A 22,857-nucleotide genomic window follows, 5' to 3' on the forward strand; every position below is an offset into this window, starting at 1 on the left:
TCGCGGGTTTGCACGAACACGAACCTGGCCGAGACTATGGCATCCGACATCGCACTACCTGGCGCAGCAGCTGCGCTTGAATCCCCTGATACCGCCCCGGCGGGCAAACCGGCCGCGGTGATTGCGCGCGAGGTGGCGCGCCGCCGCACCTTCGGCATCATTTCCCACCCCGACGCCGGTAAAACCACCCTGACCGAAAAACTGCTGCTGTTCTCGGGCGCGATCCAGCTCGCCGGCACCGTCAAGGGCCGCAAGAGCGGCCGCCACGCGACCTCGGACTGGATGGACATCGAGAAGCAGCGCGGCATCTCGGTCGCGTCCTCGGTGATGCAGTTCGAGTTCCGCGAGCATGTCATCAACCTGCTCGACACCCCGGGCCACCAGGACTTCTCGGAAGACACCTACCGCGTGCTGACCGCGGTGGACTCGGCGCTGATGGTGATCGACGCGGCCAAGGGCGTGGAAGAGCAGACCATCAAGCTGCTCGACGTCTGCCGCATGCGCGACACGCCCATCGTCACCTTCATGAACAAGCTGGACCGCGAAACCCGCGACCCGCTGGAGCTGCTCGACGAGGTCGAGTCGGTGCTGAAGATCGAGTGCGCGCCGGTGACCTGGCCGATCGGCATGGGCAAGAACTTCCGCGGCGTGTACCACCTGCTGAAGGACGAGATCATGCTGTTCAAGGCCGGCGAGGAAAAGGCCGACGGCGCCTTCGAGATCGTCAAGGGCATCGACAATCCGAAGCTCGCCGAGATGTTCCCGCTCGAGATCGAGCAGCTCAAGATGGAGGTGGAACTGGTGCACGGCGCCTCGCACGTGTTCGACCTGGAGCGTTTCCTGTCGGGCGTGCAGACCCCGGTGTTCTTCGGCTCGGCGATCAACAACTTCGGCGTGCGCGAGATCCTGTCGGCGCTGGTGGACTGGGCTCCGGCCCCGCGCGAACGCGACGCCACCGTGCGCGCGGTCGAGCCGACCGAGCCGAAGTTCTCCGGCTTCGTCTTCAAGATCCAGGCCAACATGGACCCGGCGCACCGCGACCGCATCGCCTTCCTGCGCGTATGCTCGGGCCGTTTCGAGAAAGGCATGAAGGTCAAGCACCTGCGCCTGGGCAGGGAAGTGAAACTGTCCTCGGTCGTGACCTTCATGGCCTCCAGCCGCGAGCAGGTCGAAGAAGCCTACGCCGGCGACATCATCGGCCTGCCGAACCACGGGAACATGCAGATCGGCGACAGCTTCTCGGAAGGCGAGATGCTGACCTTTACCGGCATCCCGTACTTTGCGCCGGACCTGTTCCGCACGGTGCGCATCCGCAATCCGCTGAAGGTGAAGCAGCTCCACAAGGGCCTGCAGCAGCTGGGCGAAGAGGGCGCGGTGCAGGTGTTCAAGCCGGTGCTGGGCTCGGACCTGATCCTGGGCGCGGTGGGCGTGCTGCAGTTCGAGGTCGTGGCGAGCCGCTTGCTGAATGAATACGGCGTGGACGCGGTGTTCGAGAGCAGCAGCATCAGCAGCGCGCGCTGGGTGTCGAGCGACGACAAGAAAGCCCTGTCGGACTTCGAGAACCAGCTCGGCCACCAGGTGGCTTACGATGCGGCCGGCAACCTGGCCTTCCTGGCCACCTCCGGCGTCAACCTGCGCCTGACCCAGGAACGCTGGCCGAAGCTGACCTTCCACGCGACCCGCGAGCACGCGGCCAAGCTGGCGTAAGCCGGCGTCCCGGCCCGCCTCGCGCGGGCATATCGGCTGCGCCGGCGCTCCCAGCCGGCGCCGGCAGCCCTCCCTTCATCGGCGCCGACTCAGAACCCGACGCCGATGCTCCCTCTCACGCCACTGGCGTTCGATGCGTTGCCGAACTTGCTGGCGCTGCCGTTGATCCGGTATTCGCCGCTGACCGTGGCACGGTCGTTGAGCTTGTACTTCGCGCCGACGGCGCCGAACGGTCCCTTGTCGGACGTACCGACGGCCACGCCACGGGCGGTCGGCGCTTCCTGCATGGCGCCCAGCGTGCCGTCGTCCTTCAGCTGGCTGTGCGCGATGCCGAGCTTGCCGTAGGCCGACAGGCGCTCGCTCAGCGGCAGCGAAACCTTGGCGGCGGCATGGACGGTATAGCTCTTGACGCCCAGTGCGCCGGCAGCGATGGCCTGTTCCGTGGGCTGGTAGGGATTGATCTTGTGGAAGCCTTCGTCGAACAGGTGGGAATAGCCCGCTTCCAGCGCGAAGTGCGGGTTGAACGCATAGCCGAGCACCAGTCGCGGATCGGTGCGGAACTCCTTGAACTGGCGGTCGTTGGGATTGGCCGCTTCGTTGCCGCCATAGACCGGCGAATACCGTTTGAACCCGGAAGCCAGCGGTCCGTACCCTGGGAGCGTCTGCGCTCCGAGGCGCGACGTTGAGGTGTCGAGCAGTTGTGCCTGCGCGCTGGCGGCGGCAAGGAGTGCTGCGGCGATAACGATGCCTCTGGCGTTCATGCTTGTTCCTTCCTGAAATGAATGATCGGCTCGGGCGGAAGGATACAACGTGTCTTCCTGCCAAATGTATCAAATTGGTAAGCAGCTGTTTCACAATACATATGCGTGTTCCCGGGGCCACACAGATATGGCCGGTCTGCGCCAGCGCAAACCTTGCCCCTGCCGGACCGCGTAGATTCATTGAATGCGTCTAAGAAATTAAACGTATTCCACAGGGAGGTAGCATGCAGGACCACCGCACCATTTCCCACGCTTCCATGACTTTCCCCGCCGCCTTGCAGGACGCCTGACCCATGCTGTCGCGCCTGAAGATCGGCCCCAAGCTGCTGCTCGCCCCCGGCGTCGTCCTGTTGTTGCTGGTGATGCTATCGAGCGGCGCCTACTATGCGATGGTCCGGCAGCACCAGTCGCTGCAGACCATCGTCGGTCCCCGTGCGGTCCAGATGCGCAGCGCTACCGAACTGGTGACGCAGGCCCAGCGGGTGCACGCGGACACCTACAAGCTGCTCACCTGGATCAGCGGCAGCTTCTCGCGCGCCCGCATCGAAACGCTGATTGCGGACATCTACCGGCAGCACGGCGCCATCGAGCGGGCGTTCGGCGAGCTGGCGCGCCTGACGCCGCCCGACAGCGCCGAACGGCGCCATGTCGAGCAGGCTGCGCAATCCCACCGTGCCTACGTGCGGGAGGCGCGCGAAGTCATCGAGCTGGCGCATGCCGACCAGACCGTCGGCGCGAGCGCCATGATCAAGCCCGAAGCCGCGTTTGCCGTCATGGCGAACCGGATGACGATGCTGGCGCAGCTCGAACGCACGCTGTCCGAGCAAGCGTCGGACAGCGCGGCGGCTGATTTCCGCGTCACGAGCGGCCTGATGCCCGTCGTGATCCTGCTGGCCGTGGCGGTGTCGCTGGCCATCACGGTCGCGGTGCGGCGTGTGCTGCTGCTCGAAATCCGCGCCATCGGCGCCGCCGCGCAGGGATTGGCCAGCGGCGACCTGACGATCCAGGCGCGCGAATACGGCGACGACGAGATCGGCGAGACCTCGCGCGCGCTCGATGCCGGTATCCGCAACCTGAACGGCACGCTGCGTACCGTGCTCGAGTCGGCAAGCAAGATCGGCAGCGCTTCGCGCGACATCAGTTTCGGCAACCTGAGCATGCATAGCCGCGCCGTCTACCGCGGCCACACGCTGCAGGACACGGCGGCCTCGATGCAGGAACTGGCCGAGAACGTGACGGCGACGACCGACAGCGCGCTGGCTGCCAACCGGCTGGCGCAGTCGGCGTCCAGCATGGCCCGGGCGAGCAGCCTGAGCATCGAGCGCATGGCAGCGACCATGGCCGCGGTCAAGGAGGACGCCGCGCGCGCGGCGGAAGTGGCGGCCGTCATCGATGCGTTTGCCAGCGAGGCCGGCACCCTGGCGTTGAACGCCGCGATGGAGGCGGCCCGCAGCGGCGAGGGCGGACGCGCGTTCGCAGCCGGATTCGCCGAGACGGCCGCCGAGGTGCGCGCGCTCGCGCAGCGGGCGGCAAGCGCCGCGCGCGAAGTGCGCGAACTGGCCGCGCAATCGATCTCGGAAATCGAGGGCTGCACCGCCTGGGCGCTCGATGCCGGCAACGGCATGGCGCACGTGGCCAGTTCGGTGCGCGAAGTGGAAGGGATCGTCGACCGTATCGGCACGGCCAGCAAGGGGCAGGGAAGCAGCCTGGAGGAGGTCAACCAGGCGATCGTGCGCATGGACGAGGTGACCCAGCAGAACTGCGCCCTGGTCGAGGAAGCGGCGGCGGCGGCGCGCACGCTGCAGATGCAGGCGCTGGCGCTCTCGCGCACGGTACAGGCGTTCCGCCTGGACGAATCCGTGCCGCCGGCGCCGGCGCCGGCCAGGGCCGCGCCGCCCGAGCAAAAGGAAAGCGGCGCCCCCCGGGATCTGCCCAGGGAGCGCCGCCGTCACGACCGCGCCCATTTGCGGCTCGCGTCGAGCCGCAAATAGGTCAAGCCGGTATCGCGCTCAGCGAGCGGTCGCGCATCACTCGTAATCGCTGATCGGGGCGCAGCCGCAGAACAGGTTGCGGTCGCCGTACACGTTGTCAGCACGGCCGACCGGCGGCCAGTACTTCTTCTTGCGCAGCGAGGCCACCGGGAAGGCCGCCACTTCGCGCGAGTAGGTGTGGGCCCACTCGTCGGCCGTCACCACCTCGGCGGTGTGCGGGGCGCCCTTGAGCGGGTTGTCCATCTTGTCGTACTCGCCGCGCTCGACCTTCACGATCTCGGCGTGGATGGTGATCATCGCTTCGATGAAACGGTCCAGCTCCGCTTTCGACTCCGACTCGGTCGGCTCGATCATGAGGGTGCCCGGCACCGGGAAGCTCATGGTCGGGGCGTGGAAGCCGAAGTCCATCAGGCGCTTGGCCACGTCCTCGTTCGAGATGCCGGTCTTGTCCTGCAGCGGACGCAGGTCGATGATGCACTCGTGCGCGACCAGGCCGTCGTGGCCGGTGTACAGCACCGGGTAGTGCGGCGCCAGGCGGCGGGCGATGTAGTTGGCGTTCAGGATCGCCACTTCGGTCGCCGCGGTCAGGCCCGAGGCGCCCATCATCGCGATGTACATCCACGAGATCGGCAGGATCGAAGCCGAGCCGTAGGCCGCCGCGCTCACCGCGCCGATGCCGGCCTCGTTGCGGATGTAACCCGTCGACAATTGGTTCGGCAGGAACGGGGCCAGGTGGGCGCCGACGCCGATCGGGCCGACGCCCGGGCCGCCGCCGCCGTGCGGGATGCAGAAGGTCTTGTGCAGGTTCAGGTGGCTGACGTCACCGCCGAAGGCGCCCGGCGCGGCCACGCCGACCATCGCGTTCATGTTGGCGCCGTCCACGTAGACCTGGCCGCCGTGCTGGTGCACGATCTCGCACAGTTCGCGGATGCCTTCCTCGAACACGCCGTGGGTCGACGGATAGGTGACCATGACGCAGGCCAGGTCCTTCGAGTACTGCTCGGCCTTGGCCTTCAGGTCGGCCAGGTCGACGTTGCCGTTCTCGTCGCAGGCGGTGACCACGACCTTCATGCCGACCATGCTGGCCGACGCCGGGTTGGTGCCGTGCGCCGACGACGGGATCAGGCAGATGTTGCGGTGGCCTTCGCCGCGCGACTGGTGGTACTTCTGGATCACCAGCAGGCCAGCGTACTCGCCCTGCGAGCCGGCGTTCGGCTGCAGCGAGATCGCGGCGTAGCCGGTGGCGGCGCACAGCATGGCTTCCAGCTGGGCGATCATCTCGCGGTAGCCGACGGTCTGGTCTTCCGGCGCGAACGGGTGGATGTTCGAGAACTCGGGCCAGGTGACCGGGATCATCTCCGAGGTCGCGTTCAGCTTCATGGTGCACGAACCCAGCGGGATCATGGTGCGGTCCAGCGCCAGGTCCTTGTCCGCCAGGCTACGCAGGTAACGCAGCATCTCGTGCTCGGCGTGGTAGCGGTTGAAGGTCGGGTGGGTCAGGTAGGCCGTGGTACGGGCCAGTTCCGCCGGGTAGGCGTCCTGGGCGTCCGAATCCAGCGCGTCGATATCGACGGTCTTCCCGTTGCCGAAGATCGAGAACAGCTGGGCCAGGTCGTCGCGGGTGGTGGTCTCGTCCAGCGACACGCCGACGTGGCTGGCGTCGATGCGGCGCAGGTTGACGCCCTGGGCGGTGGCGCTCGCGTGCAGTGCCTCGGCATCCGCGGTACGGATGGTCAGGGTGTCGAAATAGGTCTTGTTCAGCACGTCGTGACCGAGCTGCTTCAGGCCGGCGGCCAGGATGGCGGTCTGGCGGTGCACGCGCTGGGCGATGCGCTTGAGGCCTTGCGGGCCGTGATAGACCGCGTACATGCCGGCCATCACGGCCAGCAGCACCTGGGCGGTACAGATGTTCGAGGTCGCCTTTTCGCGGCGGATGTGCTGCTCGCGGGTCTGCAGCGCCAAGCGGTAGGCCTGGTTGCCCTGCGCATCCACGGTCACGCCGACCAGGCGGCCCGCCATGCTGCGCTTGAATTCGTCGCGGGTGGCCAGGTAGCCGGCGTGCGGGCCGCCGAAACCGAGCGGTACGCCGAAGCGCTGGCTATTGCCGACGACCACGTCGGCGCCCCAGGCGCCCGGCGCTTCCAGCAGGCTCAAGGCCAGCAGGTCGGCGGCGACGACGACCATTGCTCCCGCAGCATGCAGGTGTTCCACGGCGGCGCGGTAGTCGCGCACTTCGCCGTTCACGCCCGGGTACTGCAGCAGCACGCCGAAGCAGGTCTCTTCGAGCTTTTCAACCTCGGCGGCGGCGATCACGCGCACTTCGACGCCGATCGGCTCGGCGCGGGTGCGCACCACTTCCAGGGTCTGCGGCAGCACGTCGTCGGCGACGTAGAACACCTTCGATGCCGATTTGCCGACCCGCTGCAGCAGGGTCATGGCTTCGGCGGCGGCAGTGCCTTCGTCCAGCATCGACGAGTTGGCGATGCCCATGCCGGTCAGGTCGGTGATCATCTGCTGGAAGTTCAGGATCGCTTCCAGGCGGCCCTGCGAGATCTCAGGCTGGTACGGAGTGTAGGCGGTGTACCAGGCCGGGTTCTCGAAGATGTTGCGCAGGATGACCTTCGGGGTGTGGGTGCCGTAGTAGCCCTGGCCGATCATCGATTTCATGACCTTGTTCTTCGAGGCCAGCGCTTTCAGGGTGGCCAGCGCTTCTTCTTCACTGCGCGGTTCCACGAACTGGCCCAGGTCCATCGTGTCCTGGCGGCGGATGTTCGCAGGCACGACCGCATCGATCAGGGCGGCGCGCGAGGCGTAGCCCAGGGTCGACAGCATGGCTGCCTGTTCGGTTTCGGACGGGCCGATATGGCGCGGGATGAACGAATCGCGCGCTTCGAGTTGGGTGAGGCTGGTGCGGGTCATGGTAATGGCCAAGAGAAGGAGCTGGCGCGGGTAGCGCCGGGGTATTGGAGATGGGGGCTGCTTACGCTGCTGCAAGTGGTACAGCTAACTGTAGGGTGGGCGGCTGTGCCGCCCACGCGTTCAAGTCACGGATGCACTGTGGCGACGCGTTCAACGATGCCGCGCCGCCTACGGATCAGTTACCGGTGGTCTTGCCGTACGCGTCGGCATCGAGCAGCTTGTCGATCGCGCCGGCGTCAGCCGGGGCAAGCTTGAACAGCCAGGCACCGTAGGCATCCTGGTTGATCGAGTCCGGCGCGTCCGCGACCGACTGGTTCACGGCGGTGACGGTGCCCGACACCGGGGCGTAGATGTCGCTGGCGGCCTTGACCGACTCGACCACCGCGGCGTCGTCGCCGGCGGTGAATGCCTTGCCGACCTGCGGCAGATCGACGAACACGATGTCGCCGAGTGCGTCCTGCGCGTACTCGGTGATGCCGACGGTCAGGGTGCCGTCGGCTTCGCGGCGCACCCACTCGTGGGACTCGGTGTATTTCAGGTCGGTTGGAATGTTCATGGTAAGGCTCCAGTAGAGGGTGAGGCGGTAGTATAAGGCTTGTTTTTGGTTTTTCTTGATCAGGCTGCGAGCACTTTGCCGTTGCGCACGAACGGCAGCTTCACCACGCTGGCAGCCAGCTTCTTGTCGCGGATTTCGACGTGCACGGTGTCGCCGATCGCCACGTCCATCGGCACGCGCGCCAGGGCGATTGCCTGCTGCATGCTCGGGCTGAAGGTGCCGCTGGTGATCTCGCCGGCATTGCCGGAAGCGGCCACGACCTTCTGGTGCGCGCGCAGGATGCCGCCTTTTTCGCGCAGGATCAGGCCGACGAAGTTCGCCTGCTGGCCTTTTGCCTGCAGGGCGGCCTTGCCGACGAAGTCGCGTTCCGATACCAGGTCGACGGTCCAGGCCAGGCCGGCGTCGAGCGGGCTGACGTTGTCGTCCATGTCCTGGCCGTACAGGTTCATGCCGGCTTCCAGGCGCAGCGTGTCGCGCGCGCCCAGGCCGGCCGGCTTGATGCCGGCTGCCACGAAGGCGTTCCACAGCGCTTCCACCTGCGATGCCGGGACACCGATCTCGAAGCCGTCTTCGCCGGTGTAGCCGGTGCGGGCCACCATGACTTCGCCGAACGGGGTGTCCGGGACAATCACGACATTGAAAGGCTTGAGCGGCTCGGATGCGGCCTGGGTGGACGGCAGCACCTGCCAGACCTTGGCGCGGGCGTTCGGGCCCTGCACGGCGACCAGGGCGATCGGGTCGTTGCCATCGCGGCGCTGCGTGATGGCGAGCCTGGCGCCGGTGGCGTCGTTGTGCTGGGTGATCCAGGCCAGGTCCTTCTCGGCGGTGCCGGCATTGACGACCAGGCGGAACCAGTCTTCGCTGAAGTAATAGACGATCAGGTCGTCGATCACGCCGCCTTCAGGGTTGAGCATGCAGGAATAGAGCGCCTTGCCCGGCACCTGCAGCTTGTCGACGTTGTTGGCCAGCAGGCCGCGCAGGAAGGCGCGCACGTTGGCGCCCTTGAGGTCCACCACGCACATGTGCGACACGTCGAACATGCCGGCATCGAGACGGACGGCATTGTGCTCCTCGATCTGGGAGCCGTAGTTGACCGGCATGTCCCAGCCGCCGAAGTCGACCATCTTGGCGCCGAGGGCGCGGTGTGCGGAATTGAGCGGGGTCGCTTTGAGCGTCATGGAATCCTCAGGACAGTAGACAGTAATCGGAATACGAATAGGGGTAACGGCACGCCTTGCGGGTGCATGTATCCCCTCTGTCCTTGGTACCTGAGAGATAGCGGCATGGCCGCCTGCCCCTTCGGTGGGCCGCCTGCTAGGTATGAGCAGCGGCCGCTCTCCAGAGTTGAGCCGCCGCGCCTTGCGCTGCCGCCCCCTGACCGGTTCGTTTGCCTGAGAGTTTGTGGGTGGTGCCCCTTCGGCGGCAGGTGGGCCTGCGCTCTCCCGGTCAAGACTGTGGAGAATATGTCAGCGACGGGATACTGTCAACCGAGGGAAGGGGGCGGGCGGGCGGCGTCTTGCCTTAAACCATTGCTGCACACCATTGGTGCGGAACGGCCCCGGGCTTTGTGGCGTGTTTTGCTAAACTTATTCCACACACTTTGCAGTGGGAAAAGACTATGAGCGAAGACAAAGGACAACAAGTCAAGGAAGCCTGGTTCACGCTGTCTGGCGACGTCAACAGCGACATGGTGCACCGTGTGTTTGAAGCGGTCTCGGCCATGACCGAAGACGGCATCGAGACGGCCCACGTGCTGGTGCAGTCCAACGGCGGCTATGTCAGCGACGGCCTGTGCCTGTACAACTTCATGGCGAATTCGCCGATCAAGTTCATCATGTACAACGGCGGCGCGGTGGCCTCGATCGCCGTCACCCTGTACCTGGCGGGTACCGAGCGCTATTGCAGCGAGACCGCGCGTTTCATGATTCACAAATCCCACGCGACCGCGTCCCCCGGCTCGCGTCCGGATGCGCTCAACATCATTGTCGAGGGCCTGCGCGCCGACGACGCGCGCACCGAATCGATCCTGCGCAAGTGCATCGAGCTGACACCGGAACAATGGGCCATCCACCAGTACTCCGACCTGCACCTGAACTCGCGCGACGCGAAGATCGCCGGGCTGGTCAACGACATCCGCGACTTCCGGCCGCCCAAGGGCGGCATGCTCCGCAATATCTAGGGATGGGGCGGGCGCGGCGTGCGGCCTTCGCCCCTGGTCCCAGGCCCGCATGCGCGGGCACCATCTCCCTGGCCAGGAAAAGAAAAGCCCACCGTGCGGGCGGTGGGCTTGCGACAGTCGTTGCCTGGGCGGACCGGGCCGCCCGCGGTCAACGCTTCTTGTCGTTCTTGTGGCTCTGGCGGCCGGCCGCAGCGTGCTGCTCCGGCGTGCCGCCGCGGGTGCCGCCGCCGCTGCCCGAGCGCGAACCCGAGCCCGAACCCGACTGCTTGTTGCCGTCGTTCTTGTGGCTTTGGCGGCCGGCTTCCGCATGCTGCTGCGAGCTGCCGCCGCGGGTCGATTTACCTTGATTCGAGGCCATGATATTTCCTTTCACTGTGGGGAAAATGCCCTTGTTGCCGGGCCGTGGAGCGATACCGCGACATTTCCGGCCGAGCCATCATGCGTTTCGTACTGCTGAACCGGTATCGGATCACGGCGTGAACCAGTGTAGGACAGACCCCGACGTTCTCAAGGCATTATTTCGCGTGCGGCAGTCACGCCTGAACACAGGCGAATGGAGGGTTCCTGCGCCTTTTCTATTGCCATGTAGAAATAATGTGGCAAAATGCGCTAACACGCCCACTTTTCCGAGCCCATGGCCAGCAGCACTGCCCAGACACCAGCCGTTCGCAAGGCCGCCGCCGCGCAGCAGGCGACGCTGGACGAGCTCGTCGGTATCGCGTCGCGGCAGGCGGGCGACCAGCTGCCGGAGATTGCCGGGCGCATGGCGGCAGCATTGCTCGACATGACCACGGCGGGACCGGACCCGCAACAGGCCGGCCACCGCATCCGTGCCGGCAACCTCCTGAAAGACAACGCCTACGCCTTCGTCCACCTGGCATCGACCGGCATCGAACGGGCGTTGCGCAAGGAAGCGGCCCGGCTCGCGCCGGCGTCCAGGCCGGCCGCGCTGCCTGCACAGCCGCTGGTGTTGAGCCTGGTGCCGCTCGAGGAGATGGATAACCAGCTGGCTTTCGCCGCCATCAGCCGTCCCTTCGACCTCCAGCATGCCGAGCGGCTGGCCAGCCTGGGCGCGCGCCTCGGCGTGCTGCTCGGTCGCGAACTGGTACGGGCCGGCCACAACCCGTTCCGCCCCGAAGTCTTCCTGCGCGCATTGGAGGAAGCCTGGCGCGAGTTCGAGCCCGACGAGGCGGCGCACGCGCTGGTCGTGCCGCTGCTGCGCAGCGGGATCGTGTTCGATTTCGGCCCGCTGCTGGAGGCCCTGAACGACCGGCTCAAGCCGGCACGCGCGGGCGGCGACGAACGTTTCGCGAAGACCGACGACAGCGCCAGTGCCAGGGCGGCGCGGGCGCGCCGCGACGCGGCCGTGTCGCAGCAGTTGCGCCGGCTGTTCGGCGCTGCCGAGTCCAGTCCCGTTGCCGACCTCGATGTTCCCATGATTCCGGACCTGCCGCAGGGCAGCGGCGGCTGGCGGCCGAGTACCGCATCCGGCTTCGCTGCCGTCCCCGGCGTTGTTGCCGCATCTGTTGCCGCATCTGTCGCCGCATCAGCCGCTGCAGGCGGCGTGATGGCCTGCGCCCGACCAGCAACGCCGGAGCAGGGCGTGGCGCTGCAGGCCGCAGCGATGCCCGCGCCCCTGATCGACATGCTCGACAGGCTGGCGGCCGGTGCGCCGGCGGCCGCGGCCCCAGCCCCAGCCCCGGTAACGGGCGGCGCCCGCGCCCACGAGGTGTCCTACCTGCCGCGCCTGAAGCAAAGCCTGCCGCAGGGCAGCCTGTCGCGCGGCGACGAGACCACGATCGACCTGTTGTCGCGCATCTTCGAAACCGTGCTGCTCGACGACTCGCTGCCGCAGGAGACGCGCGAACTGATCGCCTTCCTGCAGGTGCCGGTGCTCAAGGCGGCGCTGCGCGACCGCAGCTTTTTCTTCGAGGAGAGCCATCCGGCGCGGCGCATGCTGGACCTGCTGGCCAGCAGGGGCTGGGAGCAGGCCGAAAGCCGGGACGATCCGGTCTACCGCGCGATGCGGCGCGGCGTGGACAAGGTGCGCAGCGAGGCCGCGCCCGATGACTGCGTGGTCGCCTTCGCCGCCGCGGTCGCCGACCTCGAAGCCAGCATCGCCGAGCGCGAGATGGCCGAGCAGGCCGCCATCGCCGGCCCGATCGCGCAGGCCACGCGCCAGGAAAGGCAATTCGCGGCCCAGCGCTCGGCCAGGCAGGCGGTGTCGGCCCGCCTGGCCGGCGAGCAGGTGGTGGCCCTGGTCGGCACCTTCCTCGAGCAGCGCTGGACGCCGGTGCTCACGCTCGCCTATACCATCGAGGACAGCAAGCCGGGCGCGGTGGACAACGCCACCCGCGCCATGGACGACCTGATCTGGAGCGTCAAGCCGAAGGCCACGCAGGAGCAGCGCAAGGCCTTGATCTCGCGCCTGCCTGCGCTGCTCACGACACTGAACAAATGGCTCGACGCGGTCAGGTGGCAGGATGCCGAGCGCCTGCAGTTCTTTGCCGAACTGGCCGAATGCCATGCCGCCATCGTGCGCGCGCCGATCGATCTCTCGCCCGAGCGCCAGCTGGAACTGGCCGTGGAAGCGGCCCAGCAGGATGCGATGCGCCGCATTGCCCTGGAGCAGGAACAGGTGCGGGCGGCCGAGGCGGCGGCGGTGCGGGACCCGGTGACGGCGTCGCTGGCGACGCTCGAACGCGGCATGCGCGTCGAATTCACCGGCGCCACGGGCGTACGCAAGGTCAAGCTGGCCTGGATCAGCCCACTGCGCACCTTGTTCATCTTTTCCGGCGCCGGCCGCCAGGAAGCATTCTCGCTTCCCGCGGAGCGTCTCGCCGAAGCCTTCCGCAGCGGCAGCATCAGGGTGCTCGCGCCCGAGGGTGTGGTCGGCCGCGTGCTGGGCGAAGCAGTCGCGCGCGGCGCGCAGAACGACGCGGGCCCCGCTGCCGCCCGATCCTGAGCCGGGCGGCTCGCCGTCCATTGCCGCCCATTCTGGCCCGGTACCGCCATCCGCGGGCCGCGACCGACCGGATGGCCTTGCCGTGCGCCCGTGAAGCGGATCAATATGGACAATGCAGGTTCGGGTGCGCGCGGCCGACCTGGCCGCCGCAATGGCGCCGTCCGTGCAGCCGGCACGCGACCGCCGCGAGCCCGGCTGCAAGGAGGCGCAATGACACAAATGGACCACAGGATCAGGCCGCCGGAATTTATTTTCGCCACCGGCATCGAATCGAGCATCCCGACGATCCACCACGGGAAGCTGCGGCGCGACCAGATGGAGGAATGCGGGCACTACCGCCATTGGCGCACCGACTTCGCGCTGGTCAAGCAGTTGGGCATCCGCTTCCTGCGCTACGGACCGCCGCTCCATACCACCTTCATCGGGCCGGGCCGCTACGACTGGGAATTTGCCGACGCCACGTTCGCCGAATTGCGCCGGCTCGACATCGTGCCGATCGTCGACCTGTGCCACTTCGGCGTGCCGGACTGGATCGGGAACTTCCAGAATCCCGACTTCCCGGACCTGTTCGCGCAATACGCCGACGCCTTCGCGCAGCGTTTTCCGTGGATCCAGCTGTACACGCCGATCAACGAAATGTACGTGTGTGCGAAATTCTCGGCGCTGTACGGCTGGTGGAACGAGCAGCTGGCCAGCGACCGCGGCTTCGTCACGGCGCTCAAGCATATCGTCAAGGCCAATGTGCTGGCGATGAGGAGCATCCTGCGCGTGCGGCCCGATGCGCTGTTCGTGCAGAGCGAATCGACCGAGTTCTATCACGCCTGGGAGCCTGAAGTCGTGGCCGACGCCTGCCTCATGAACGCACGCCGCTTCCTGTCGCTCGACCTGAACTACGGCCGCGAGGTCGGTGCCGACATGCTGCGCTACCTGATGGACAACGGCATGAGCGCGGACGAATACGATTTCTTCATGCAGCACTCGTTCAAGCAGCATTGCATCCTCGGGACCGACTACTACATGACGAACGAGCATCACGTGCATGCGGACGGCACGACCAGTGCGGCAGGCGACGTGTTCGGCTACTGCCTCATCGGCCGCCAGTACTACGAGCGCTACCGGTTGCCGATGCTGCATACCGAGACCAACCTGAACGAGGCGCTCGGCCCCATCCCCGACACCGAGTGGCTGCAGCGCCAGTGGTTGTCGGTACGCGAACTGCACGACAGCGGCATCCCGGTGCTCGGTTTCACCTGGTATTCGTTGACCGACCAGATCGACTGGGACGTCGCGCTGCGCGAAAAGAACGACCGGGTCAATCCGCTCGGCCTGTTCGATCTCGACCGCAAGATCCGCCCGGTGGGCGAAGCCTATCGCACCCTGATCGACAAATGGGGCGGTTTCCTGCCGGCCCAGAGCACCTGCCTGAAGATTCCGCTGACCCTGCCGGGCGGCTTCGGCGATCGGGCCGGGCCCTGAGCCGGGCCGTGCGGCGGCCCTGCCGTCACCGGCGCGGCGGCAGGGCGCGCCGGCGCGGCCGGCGCATCAGCCAGGCGAAGGCCGAGACGCCGGCCACCGCCAGGGCCGGCACCAGGACATCACGGTGCATCGAGGTCCATAGCTGGGGGCTGGCGTTCTTCGCGCGCTCCCCGAAGCATCCGTGCGCACCGAAGCCGCCAGGCACCGGTTGGAACAGGTTGTCCGGTCGGTCCCGGGGAATCGGCTCTGCCGTGAATTGCTGCTCGTAGGCGCGCTGCGCCAGCATGCGGTCGAGCAGGCCGGGCGCCACCTTGCTGCCCAGGATCGTCATCACTGACGGCAACCCGACCTGTACCTCGCGGCGGTCGTGCGTGGCCGCGAACACGATGGCCCTGGCCGCCACCTCGGGCTGGTAGACCGTGCCGACCGGCTGGGGATGGTGGGTCCGCGAGGTGCGGCACCATTCGAACTGCGGGGTGTTCACCCCCGGCAGCTGGACCATGGTGATGCGCACGGCGCTCTTGTCATGGATGAGTTCGCAGCGGATGGAATCCGTGAAGCCGCGCACCGCGTGCTTGGCGCCGCAGTAGGCCGACTGCAGCGGAATCGCGCGGTAGGCAAGGGCAGAGCCGACCTGCACGATGGTACCGGCGTTGCGTGCGCGCATCCGCCTGAGTGCGCTCATGGTGCCGTATACGGTGCCGAGATAGGTAACCTGGGTGACGCGGGCAAATTCCTCGGGCGAGATGTCCTCGACCGGAGCGAAGATGGTTGCCATCGCATTGTTGACCCAGACAGCGATCGGGCCGAGTTCGCGCTCCACGCGCTCGGCCGCGGCCTCGACGGCTGCCGCGTCGGCCACGTCGAGCGCAATCGCCAGCGCCCGCGCGCCGCAGCGTTCGATCTCGGCACAGGTGTCTTGCAGCCGGTCGGCATCGCGGGCCAGCAGGACGACCCAGCCGGCGCCAGCCTCGGCAAACGCGCGCGCCGCAGCGCGCCCCACGCCGGCGCTCGCACCGGTGATCACCACGATCTCTCCGTTCATGCCACTCCTTTCACGACGGGTTGCAGGTCCCGGCGAGCATAGCATCGGTCGGGCGGGCTCATCGCACATTACTTGCAGGAAGCAATGTGCGGGACGGATGCGCCGCGGGGCGAGCTTGTTAGGTGCATATTGGCCGATAGGCAAGCAACAGATGATATGATTGGGCCTTTGACGACTCCCTGCCATCCGAAGCAAACGTGCGCCTCTCCTCCATTAAATTGTCGGGATTCAAGTCTTTCGTCGATCCCACCAATTTCCAGGTGCCCGGCCAGCTCGTCGGCGTGGTCGGCCCGAACGGCTGCGGCAAGTCGAACATCATCGACGCCGTGCGCTGGGTGCTGGGCGAATCCAAGGCGTCCGAGCTGCGCGGCGAGTCGATGCAGGACGTGATCTTCAACGGCTCCACCCACCGCAAGCCCTCCGGGCGCGCCTCGGTCGAGCTGGTGTTCGACAACAGCGACGGCAAGGCATCCGGCCAGTGGGGCCAGTATGCCGAGATCGCGGTCAAGCGCACCCTCACGCGCGACGGCACCTCCACCTACTACATCAACGGCCAGCCGGTGCGCCGGCGCGACATCCAGGACATCTTCCTCGGCACCGGCCTGGGGCCGCGCGCCTACGCCATCATCGGCCAGGGCATGATCGCCCGGATCATCGAGTCGCGCCCGGAAGAGCTGCGCGTGTTCCTGGAAGAGGCGGCCGGCGTCTCCAAGTACAAGGAACGCCGCCGCGAAACCGAGAACCGCCTGTCGGACACGCGCGAGAACCTGCTGCGGGTCGAGGACATCCTGCGCGAACTGAACGCCAACCTGGAAAAGCTCGAGGCGCAGGCCGCGGTGGCCCGGCGCTTCCACCAATTGCAGGCAGACCAGGAAGAAAAGCAGAAGCTGCTCTGGCTGCTGCGCAAGAACGAGGCCAAGGCCGAACAGGCACGCTGGTTCCGCGAGATGGAGGAGGCGCAGACGAGCCTCGAGGCGCAGACCGCGAAACTGCGCAGCGTCGAGCTGGACCTGGAGCACATGCGCCAGTCCCACTTCGCCATCGGCGACCGCCTGCACGGGGCGCAAGGCGCCCTGTACCAGACCAATTCCGAAATCGGCAGCCTGGAGGCGCAGATCAAGTTCGTGGTCGAGTCGCGCACCCGGCTGCAGAACCAGCTCGGCACCCTGGCGGCGCAGCGCGACGGGTGGCTGGCGCAGCGCCAGGAATACCAGGAGCAGCTGGAAGAAGCCGAGTTCACGCTGGAGGAACTGGGCGCGCGCGCCGAGGGCGCCCAGATCGCGGTCGAAGCACACGGCGAGCACGTGCCGGAACTGGAAGCCGCCTGGCGCCAGGCCCAGGAGGCTGCCGGCGAATCGCGCGCCCGCATCATGCAGGTGCAGCAGCGCATCGAACTGGCCAGCGCCCACCAGCGCAACGCCGCCGGCATCCTGGCGAACCTGGCGAGCCGGCGCGAGCGCCTGCAGCAGGAACGCAGCGGCCTGAACCTGCCGGACAGCGCCACCCTCGACAACCTGCGCATGCAGCTGGAAGAACGGCAGCTGGCGCTGGAAGAGCAGGCCATGCTGCTCGACGAAGCGACGGCGCGCCAGGAAGCGGTCGAGCAGGAACGCAGGGACGCGCACGCGCAGGTCCAGCAGGAGTCGGGCGCGGCCGCCCAGTTGGAAGCGCGCCTTGCAGCCCTGCGCCAGATGCAGGACCGCGTGCAAACCCAGGGCAAGGTCCAGCCCTGGCTGGAGAAGCACGAACTGGCCAAACTGCCGCGCCTGTGGCAGAAGCTCGACATCGAGGAAGGCTGGGAAACCGCATTGGAGGCGGTGCTGCGCGAACGCTCGGCCGCGCTCGAAATCTCGAACATCGACTGGGCCAAGGCCTTCTTCAACGATGCGCCGCCGGCGCGCCTGGCGCTGTACGCGCCGCAGCCGGCCGCGCCGGCGGCGCCGGATACGCCTGGACTGACACCCTTTGCCGGCCTGCTGCGCCTGAACGACCCGGGCCTGCGCGGCGTGCTGAACGACTGGCTGCGCCTCGTGTACGTGGCGCAGGATGCGGCCGAGGCGTTTGCCAACCGGGCGCGCCTGCCGCACGGCGGCGCCTTCGTGACCCGCCAGGGCCACCTGGTGACGCAGTCGAGCGTGCGCTTCCACGCGCTGGACGCCGAACAGGACGGCATGCTGGCGCGCCAGCACGAGATCGACAATACGGCGAAGCAACTGCGCGCCCAGGCCCTGCTGCTCGATGAAGCGAAGAGCCGCGCCACCCGTGCCGATGCCGCCATGGGCGAGCTGACGCGCCGCTTGCAGGATGCGCGCCAGCGTGTCGGGACGCTGACCCGCGAAGTGCATGCGCTGCAGATCGAGGTGCTGAAACAGAGCGAGATCGAGGCGCGCTTCAACCAGCGCAGCGGCCAGATCGCGGCCGACCTGTCCGAAATCGCAGCCCAGGAAGCCGAGCAGCGCCAGCTGGCCGCCGAGGCGGAGCAAGAGTTCGAGCAGCTCGACATGGAACTGGCCGAACTGCAGGGCGCGCACGAAGACGGCCAGAACGCCTTCCTCGACAAGGAGCGGGCCCTGGCCGAGGCGCGCGAGAAGCTGCGCGCGCTGGAGCGCGGCGCCCAGGAGGCGCAGTTCGCCGAGCGTTCGCAGCGCAGCAAGATCGAGGAACTGCGCCGCAACATCGCCACCGCCGGCCAGCAGGCCGACCAGGTCGCGGCCAGCCTCGGCGCCGGCAGGCTGGAACTCGAAGCGCTGGAAGCGGGCACCGCGCACGAAGGCCTGCAGGCGCTGCTGGAGCGCCGCAGCGCCCAGGAACAGGCGCTGGCCGACGCGCGCCACGAACTGGACCAGATCACCCAGCAGCTGCGCCAGCTCGAGGAGGCGCGCATGGGCAACGAGCGCAGCCTGCAGCCGCAGCGCGACCGCATCACCGAGATGCAGCTCAAGGAGCAGGCCGCGCGCCTGAACCAGGAGCAGTTCGCCGAGGCGCTGGCGGCGACCGGCGCCGACGAGGCCGACCTGGCCGCAAAGCTGGACCCGGACCTGAAGCCGCAGTACCTGCAGGCCGAGGTGACGCGCCTGACCAACGCCATCGGCGCGCTCGGCGCGGTGAACCTGGCCGCGGTGGACGAGCTGGCCCAGGCCACCGAGCGCAAGCGCTACCTGGACTCGCAGAACAACGACCTGCAGGAGGCCATCGCCACGCTGGAAGACGCGATCCACCGCATCGACCGCGAGACGCGCGACCTGCTGCAGGACACGTTCGACCGCGTCAACACCCATTTCTCGGAGCTGTTCCCGATCCTGTTCGGCGGTGGGCAAGCCAAACTGGTGATGACCGGCGACGAAATCCTCGATTCCGGCGTACAGGTCATGGCCCAGCCGCCGGGCAAGAAGAACGCGACCATCCACCTGCTGTCGGGCGGCGAGAAGGCGCTCACGGCGACGGCGCTGGTGTTTTCGATGTTCCGCCTGAACCCTGCGCCGTTCTGCCTGCTCGACGAGGTAGACGCGCCGCTGGACGACGCCAATACCGAGCGCTTCTGCCGCATGGTCAAGCGCATGTCGGACCATACCCAATTCCTCTTCATTTCGCACAACAAGATTGCGATGGAGATGGCCAACCAACTGATCGGTGTGACGATGCAGGAGCAGGGCGTATCGCGCATCGTGGCGGTGGACATGGAGTCCGCCGCACATTTCGCTACTGAGGCACAAGCAGCATGACTGATTTCCAAATGAGCCTGATCGCGGCGGGCGGCGTGTTCGTCGTCGGCGTCATCACCTACAACAAGTGGCAGGAGTACAAGGCCCGCAAGAGCGTCGAGCGCGCGTTCGCATCGGACCACGACGACGTCCTGATGCGCAGCGGCGAGACGGCCGTGGAGCGGCAGGAGCCCGTGCTCGACATCGGCGCGGAAAGCCCGATCGCACCGCTCGACGTGGAGCCGGGCGAATCGAAGCTGGACGTGGAGGCGCCTGGCGCCGTGGCTTCGGCCCCGGCGCCCGCGGCCGGCCCGCGCGCCCCGACGACCGTTGCGTCCCTTTCTCCGGCCGCGTCCCTGCCGGGCACGAAGCCCGACACGCCGCCGTCCGAACTGGCCGAGAGCCTGGTCGACCCGCTGATCGACTGCATCATCCCGCTGAATTTCGAAGGCGCGGTCCGCGGCGACAAGATCCTGCCGGCCCTGCAGAAGCTGCGCCGCGTCGGCAACAAGCCGATCCACTACATCGGCGTTGCCGTCAACGGCGACTGGGAGCCGATCGTCCATGGCGGCGTGTACACCAGGCTGCAGGCCGGCGTACAGCTGGCGACCCGCACCACCGCCTTGAACGAGATCGAATACTCGGAGCTGGTGACGCGCCTGCGCGCCGTCGCCGACGAGATCGGCGCCGAGCCGGAAGTGCCGGACATGATCGAGGTGATGAGCGAAGCGCGCACCCTGCACCGCTTCGTCGCCGGCCACGACGCCCAGCTGGGCGTTAACCTGGCCGCCAACGGCGCCCCCTGGGCGATCTCGACCCTGATCGGCGCGCTGGAGAGCCAGGGCTTCGACGTGCGCCCGGACGGCCGTTTCTCGATGCCCGACAAGGAAGAGGGCACGGGCAACCCTGGCGGCGTGCTGTTCACGCTCTCCACCAACGTCACCCTGGGCGCCGAGACCACCTCGCGCCTGACCCTGCTGCTGGACGTGCCGTGCGTGGCCCCGGCGCGCGACGGTTTTGGGGCGATGGTCAAGTGCGCGAAGGAGCTGACCCTGCGCCTGGACGCCACCATCGTCGACGACTTCGAGCAGCCGCTGTCGGACGCGGCGCTGGAAGAGATCAAGGGCCAGGTCCAGGAGTTCTACCAGGAGATGGAAGCCTCCGACATCCCGGCCGGCTCGACCCGCGCGCTGCGCCTGTTCGTCTGAGGAGAGGGCATGACGGTCCCCCAGGATGTGCAGCAGCGCATGGCGTGGCTGGTCAAGGAGCTGAACCACCACATCTACAACTACCACGTGCTGGACGCGCCGACCATTCCGGACGCCGAGTACGACCGCCTGTTTAAGGAACTGCAGGAGCTGGAAGCCGCCTGGCCGCAGGCGGTGAGCAACGACTCGCCGACCTCGCGCGTGGGCGCCGCGCCGATCCCCGAATTCCGGCAGGTCACGCATTCGGTGCCGATGCTCTCGCTGAACAACGGCTTCAGCGATGACGACGTCGAGAATTTCGACCGCCGGGTGCGCGAGGGGCTGGAAGCGAGGCAGGTCGCCTACTCGGCGGAGCTGAAGTTCGACGGCCTGGCGATCAGCCTGCGCTACGAGAACGGCGTATTCGTGCAGGCCGCTACGCGCGGCGACGGCTATACCGGCGAAGACGTGACAGCCAACATCCGCACGGTGAAGGTCATTCCGCTGCGCCTGCACGGCGAGGATGTGCCGGAGGTGCTGGAAGTGCGCGGCGAAGTGTTGATGTTCAAGGACGATTTCGCGCGCCTGAACCAGCGCCAGCGCGATGCTGGCCAGAAGGAGTTCGCCAATCCGCGCAACGCGGCCGCCGGCAGCCTGCGCCAGCTCGATGCCCGCATCACGGCCCAGCGCAAGCTGCGCTTCTTCGCCTACGGCATCGGCAGCCTGGCGGGCGCCGCGCTGCCGGAGTCGCACTCGGCGGTGCTCGACTGGTTCGACCGTCTCGGCCTGCCGGTGTCGAAAGAGCGCGCGGTGGTGACAGGCCGTGAAGGGCTGCTCGGCTATTACCGGGACATCGGCGAACGCCGCAGCAGCCTGCCCTACGAAATCGACGGCGTGGTGTACAAGGTCGACCGCGTGGCCGACCAGGCCCGGCTCGGCTTCGTGTCGCGCGCGCCGCGCTTCGCGCTGGCCCACAAGTTCCCGGCCGAGGAAGCGCTGACGACGGTCCAGGCGATCGACGTCCAGGTCGGCCGCACCGGCGCCATCACGCCCGTGGCGCGCCTGCATCCGGTGTCTGTCGGCGGCGTGACCGTCACCAACGCCACCCTGCACAACGAAGACGAAGTCCTGCGCAAGGACGTGCGCGTGGGCGACACCGTGATCGTGCGCCGCGCCGGCGACGTGATCCCGGAAGTGCTCTCGGTGGTGCTGGAGCGCCGTCCGTCCCCGGAGCCGATGCGTTATGAACTGCCGAAGACCTGCCCGGTGTGCGGCTCGCACGTGGTGCGCGAAGAGGGCGAGGCGGTGGCGCGCTGCTCGGGCGGCCTGACCTGCGGGGCCCAGCGCAAGGAAGCGATCCGCCACTTCGCCGGCCGCCGCATGATGGACATCGAAGGCCTGGGCGACCGCTACATCGACAGCCTGGTCGAGTGCAACCTGATCCATGGCGTGGCCGACCTGTACAGGCTCACGCTCGACGACCTGCTCGCCATGAAGCGGCTGGCGGACGAGCGCGACGGCACCACCCCCGAAACCGTCAAGGGCGGGAAGGTGGCCACCAAGTGGGCCGAGAACCTGCTGGGGGCGATTGCCGCCAGCAAGCATCCGCCGATCGAGCGCCTGCTGTTCGCGCTCGGCATCCGCCACGTGGGCGAATCGACGGCCAAGACCCTGGCCGACTGGCTGGGCCGCTTCGAGCTGGTCCGCCAGGCCCCTGCGGCGTTGCTGCGGGTGTTGCCCGACATCGGCGGCACCGTGGCCGAGGCGATTGCCGAGTTCTTCGCGGAAGAGAAGAACCAGCGCGAGATCGATGCGCTGCTCGCGGCCGGCGTGGCGCCGCAGGGCGAGCATCCGCCCAGGGCGCAACTGCGCGAGAAGCTGGAGGAAGTCAACCTGCTCGCCGCGCTCGGCATCCCGAAACTGACCGAGCCGCGCGCGCGCCAGTTGCTGGGCGCCGGACAGACGCTCGACTCGCTCGCGCACCTGAACGTGTTCGGCGTCTTCGGCCTGCCGGCGAACGTGGCAGCCGCGCTGGAAGAATGGATGGCAACGCCAGGCAACCGCGATCGCCTGGCGGCGCTGGCGAGGCTGCGCGCCGAACTGCTGGCCCAGTTGCCGGAAGCCGCCGTCGCTGCAGAGGGCCCCATGACCGGCAAGACCTTCGTGCTGACCGGGACCCTGCCGACCATGAGCCGCGACGCCGCCGGCGCGATGATCGCGGCGGCGGGCGGCAAGGTGTCCGGTTCGGTATCGAAGAAGACCTCGTATGTGGTGGCCGGCGCCGAGGCGGGCAGCAAGCTCGCCAAGGCCGAGGAGCTGGGCGTGGCCATCCTCGATGAAGCAGGCCTGCTGGCGCTTCTTGGAAAATAA

Annotated in this window: 14 protein-coding genes and 2 riboswitches; of the genes, 8 read left to right on the plus strand and 6 right to left on the minus strand. The window is 67.6% G+C overall.

Features of this window, described 5'->3' with window-relative positions; all coding sequences use genetic code 11:
- The first annotated feature begins 36 nt into the window (after positions 1 to 36).
- Positions 37 to 1,707 carry a peptide chain release factor 3 gene (locus tag ACFFJK_RS21740; RefSeq protein ID WP_379681748.1) on the plus strand — a complete coding sequence of 557 codons (1,671 nt, stop codon included), beginning with the start codon at positions 37 to 39 and terminating at the stop codon, positions 1,705 to 1,707.
- An 89-nt stretch (positions 1,708 to 1,796) separates the two neighbouring features.
- Here ACFFJK_RS21740 and ACFFJK_RS21745 read toward each other — a convergent pair whose 3' ends face one another.
- On the minus strand, positions 1,797 to 2,468 hold the full coding sequence (locus tag ACFFJK_RS21745; RefSeq protein ID WP_379681749.1) for an outer membrane beta-barrel protein: 672 nt from the start codon (positions 2,466 to 2,468) through the stop codon (positions 1,797 to 1,799).
- Between the two features lie 293 nt (positions 2,469 to 2,761).
- Here ACFFJK_RS21745 and ACFFJK_RS21750 point away from each other — a divergent pair, with 293 nt between their 5' ends.
- Entirely contained in the window at positions 2,762 to 4,459 is a 1,698-nt protein-coding gene (locus ACFFJK_RS21750; RefSeq protein WP_379681750.1) for a methyl-accepting chemotaxis protein, read from the plus strand.
- 36 nt (positions 4,460 to 4,495) lie between these two features.
- Here the strand turns inward: ACFFJK_RS21750 and gcvP are convergent, their stop codons facing one another.
- The 3 genes from gcvP to gcvT all read right to left on the minus strand — a co-directional run bounded on the left by gcvP (position 4,496) and on the right by gcvT (position 9,112).
- Entirely contained in the window at positions 4,496 to 7,378 is a 2,883-nt protein-coding gene (gene gcvP / locus ACFFJK_RS21755; protein WP_379681751.1) for an aminomethyl-transferring glycine dehydrogenase, read from the minus strand.
- 175 nt (positions 7,379 to 7,553) lie between these two features.
- The gene (gene gcvH, locus ACFFJK_RS21760; RefSeq protein ID WP_379681752.1) at positions 7,554 to 7,934 is read right to left on the minus strand and encodes a glycine cleavage system protein GcvH; all 381 of its coding nucleotides are present in this window, start codon (positions 7,932 to 7,934) and stop codon (positions 7,554 to 7,556) included.
- Between the two features lie 59 nt (positions 7,935 to 7,993).
- Complete coding sequence (gene gcvT / locus ACFFJK_RS21765; RefSeq protein ID WP_379681753.1) at positions 7,994 to 9,112, minus strand: glycine cleavage system aminomethyltransferase GcvT; 1,119 nt, start codon at positions 9,110 to 9,112, stop codon at positions 7,994 to 7,996.
- 67 nt (positions 9,113 to 9,179) lie between these two features.
- Positions 9,180 to 9,286: riboswitch (glycine riboswitch) on the minus strand.
- A gap of 17 nt (positions 9,287 to 9,303) precedes the next feature.
- A riboswitch (glycine riboswitch) is annotated at positions 9,304 to 9,389 on the minus strand.
- Between the two features lie 163 nt (positions 9,390 to 9,552).
- On the opposite strand from gcvT, the gene ACFFJK_RS21770 reads away from it, so the two are divergent.
- Positions 9,553 to 10,113, plus strand: coding sequence for an ATP-dependent Clp protease proteolytic subunit (locus ACFFJK_RS21770; protein WP_379681754.1), 561 nt, complete (start codon positions 9,553 to 9,555; stop codon positions 10,111 to 10,113).
- Positions 10,114 to 10,261: 148 nt separating this feature from the next.
- On the opposite strand, the gene ACFFJK_RS21775 is transcribed toward ACFFJK_RS21770, so the two are convergent.
- Positions 10,262 to 10,471, minus strand: coding sequence for a hypothetical protein (locus ACFFJK_RS21775; RefSeq protein WP_379681755.1), 210 nt, complete (start codon positions 10,469 to 10,471; stop codon positions 10,262 to 10,264).
- 276 nt (positions 10,472 to 10,747) lie between these two features.
- Between ACFFJK_RS21775 and ACFFJK_RS21780 the strand changes: the two genes are divergently transcribed.
- Both ACFFJK_RS21780 and ACFFJK_RS21785 read left to right on the plus strand, forming a co-directional pair.
- A complete protein-coding gene (locus tag ACFFJK_RS21780; RefSeq protein ID WP_379681756.1) occupies positions 10,748 to 13,078 on the plus strand; it encodes a DUF1631 family protein in 2,331 nt (776 codons plus the stop codon).
- Between the two features lie 210 nt (positions 13,079 to 13,288).
- On the plus strand, positions 13,289 to 14,554 hold the full coding sequence (locus ACFFJK_RS21785) for a family 1 glycosylhydrolase (RefSeq protein WP_379681757.1): 1,266 nt from the start codon (positions 13,289 to 13,291) through the stop codon (positions 14,552 to 14,554).
- Positions 14,555 to 14,579: 25 nt separating this feature from the next.
- Here ACFFJK_RS21785 and ACFFJK_RS21790 read toward each other — a convergent pair whose 3' ends face one another.
- The gene (locus ACFFJK_RS21790) at positions 14,580 to 15,599 is read right to left on the minus strand and encodes an SDR family oxidoreductase (RefSeq protein ID WP_379681758.1); all 1,020 of its coding nucleotides are present in this window, start codon (positions 15,597 to 15,599) and stop codon (positions 14,580 to 14,582) included.
- 197 nt (positions 15,600 to 15,796) lie between these two features.
- Here ACFFJK_RS21790 and smc point away from each other — a divergent pair, with 197 nt between their 5' ends.
- From smc to ligA, 3 genes are read left to right on the plus strand one after another with little or no spacing between them, the layout of a single operon-like run.
- Positions 15,797 to 19,321 carry a chromosome segregation protein SMC gene (gene smc / locus ACFFJK_RS21795; protein ID WP_379681759.1) on the plus strand — a complete coding sequence of 1,175 codons (3,525 nt, stop codon included), beginning with the start codon at positions 15,797 to 15,799 and terminating at the stop codon, positions 19,319 to 19,321.
- Positions 19,318 to 20,508 (plus strand): cell division protein ZipA C-terminal FtsZ-binding domain-containing protein, encoded by a 1,191-nt coding sequence (locus ACFFJK_RS21800; RefSeq protein ID WP_379681760.1) that lies wholly within the window; start codon positions 19,318 to 19,320, stop codon positions 20,506 to 20,508. The genes smc and ACFFJK_RS21800 overlap by 4 nt, the downstream gene beginning before the upstream one ends.
- Positions 20,509 to 20,517: 9 nt before the next feature.
- On the plus strand, positions 20,518 to 22,857 hold the full coding sequence (ligA, locus tag ACFFJK_RS21805) for an NAD-dependent DNA ligase LigA (RefSeq protein ID WP_379681761.1): 2,340 nt from the start codon (positions 20,518 to 20,520) through the stop codon (positions 22,855 to 22,857).

The organism is Massilia consociata (assembly GCF_042432755.1).
Lineage (GTDB): Bacteria > Pseudomonadota > Gammaproteobacteria > Burkholderiales > Burkholderiaceae_D > Telluria > Telluria consociata.

Bases quoted from the DNA above. Each gene is read 5' to 3' on its own strand.
- ACFFJK_RS21740 (WP_379681748.1), top strand. From the start codon at position 37: ATGGCATCCGACATCGCACTACCTGGCGCAGCAGCTGCGCTTGAATCC.
- ACFFJK_RS21745 (WP_379681749.1), bottom strand. From the start codon at position 2,468: ATGAACGCCAGAGGCATCGTTATCGCCGCAGCACTCCTTGCCGCCGCC.
- ACFFJK_RS21750 (WP_379681750.1), top strand. From the start codon at position 2,762: ATGCTGTCGCGCCTGAAGATCGGCCCCAAGCTGCTGCTCGCCCCCGGC.
- gcvP (WP_379681751.1), bottom strand. From the start codon at position 7,378: ATGACCCGCACCAGCCTCACCCAACTCGAAGCGCGCGATTCGTTCATC.
- gcvH (WP_379681752.1), bottom strand. From the start codon at position 7,934: ATGAACATTCCAACCGACCTGAAATACACCGAGTCCCACGAGTGGGTG.
- gcvT (WP_379681753.1), bottom strand. From the start codon at position 9,112: ATGACGCTCAAAGCGACCCCGCTCAATTCCGCACACCGCGCCCTCGGC.
- ACFFJK_RS21770 (WP_379681754.1), top strand. From the start codon at position 9,553: ATGAGCGAAGACAAAGGACAACAAGTCAAGGAAGCCTGGTTCACGCTG.
- ACFFJK_RS21775 (WP_379681755.1), bottom strand. From the start codon at position 10,471: ATGGCCTCGAATCAAGGTAAATCGACCCGCGGCGGCAGCTCGCAGCAG.
- ACFFJK_RS21780 (WP_379681756.1), top strand. From the start codon at position 10,748: ATGGCCAGCAGCACTGCCCAGACACCAGCCGTTCGCAAGGCCGCCGCC.
- ACFFJK_RS21785 (WP_379681757.1), top strand. From the start codon at position 13,289: ATGACACAAATGGACCACAGGATCAGGCCGCCGGAATTTATTTTCGCC.
- ACFFJK_RS21790 (WP_379681758.1), bottom strand. From the start codon at position 15,599: ATGAACGGAGAGATCGTGGTGATCACCGGTGCGAGCGCCGGCGTGGGG.
- ACFFJK_RS21800 (WP_379681760.1), top strand. From the start codon at position 19,318: ATGACTGATTTCCAAATGAGCCTGATCGCGGCGGGCGGCGTGTTCGTC.
- ligA (WP_379681761.1), top strand. From the start codon at position 20,518: ATGACGGTCCCCCAGGATGTGCAGCAGCGCATGGCGTGGCTGGTCAAG.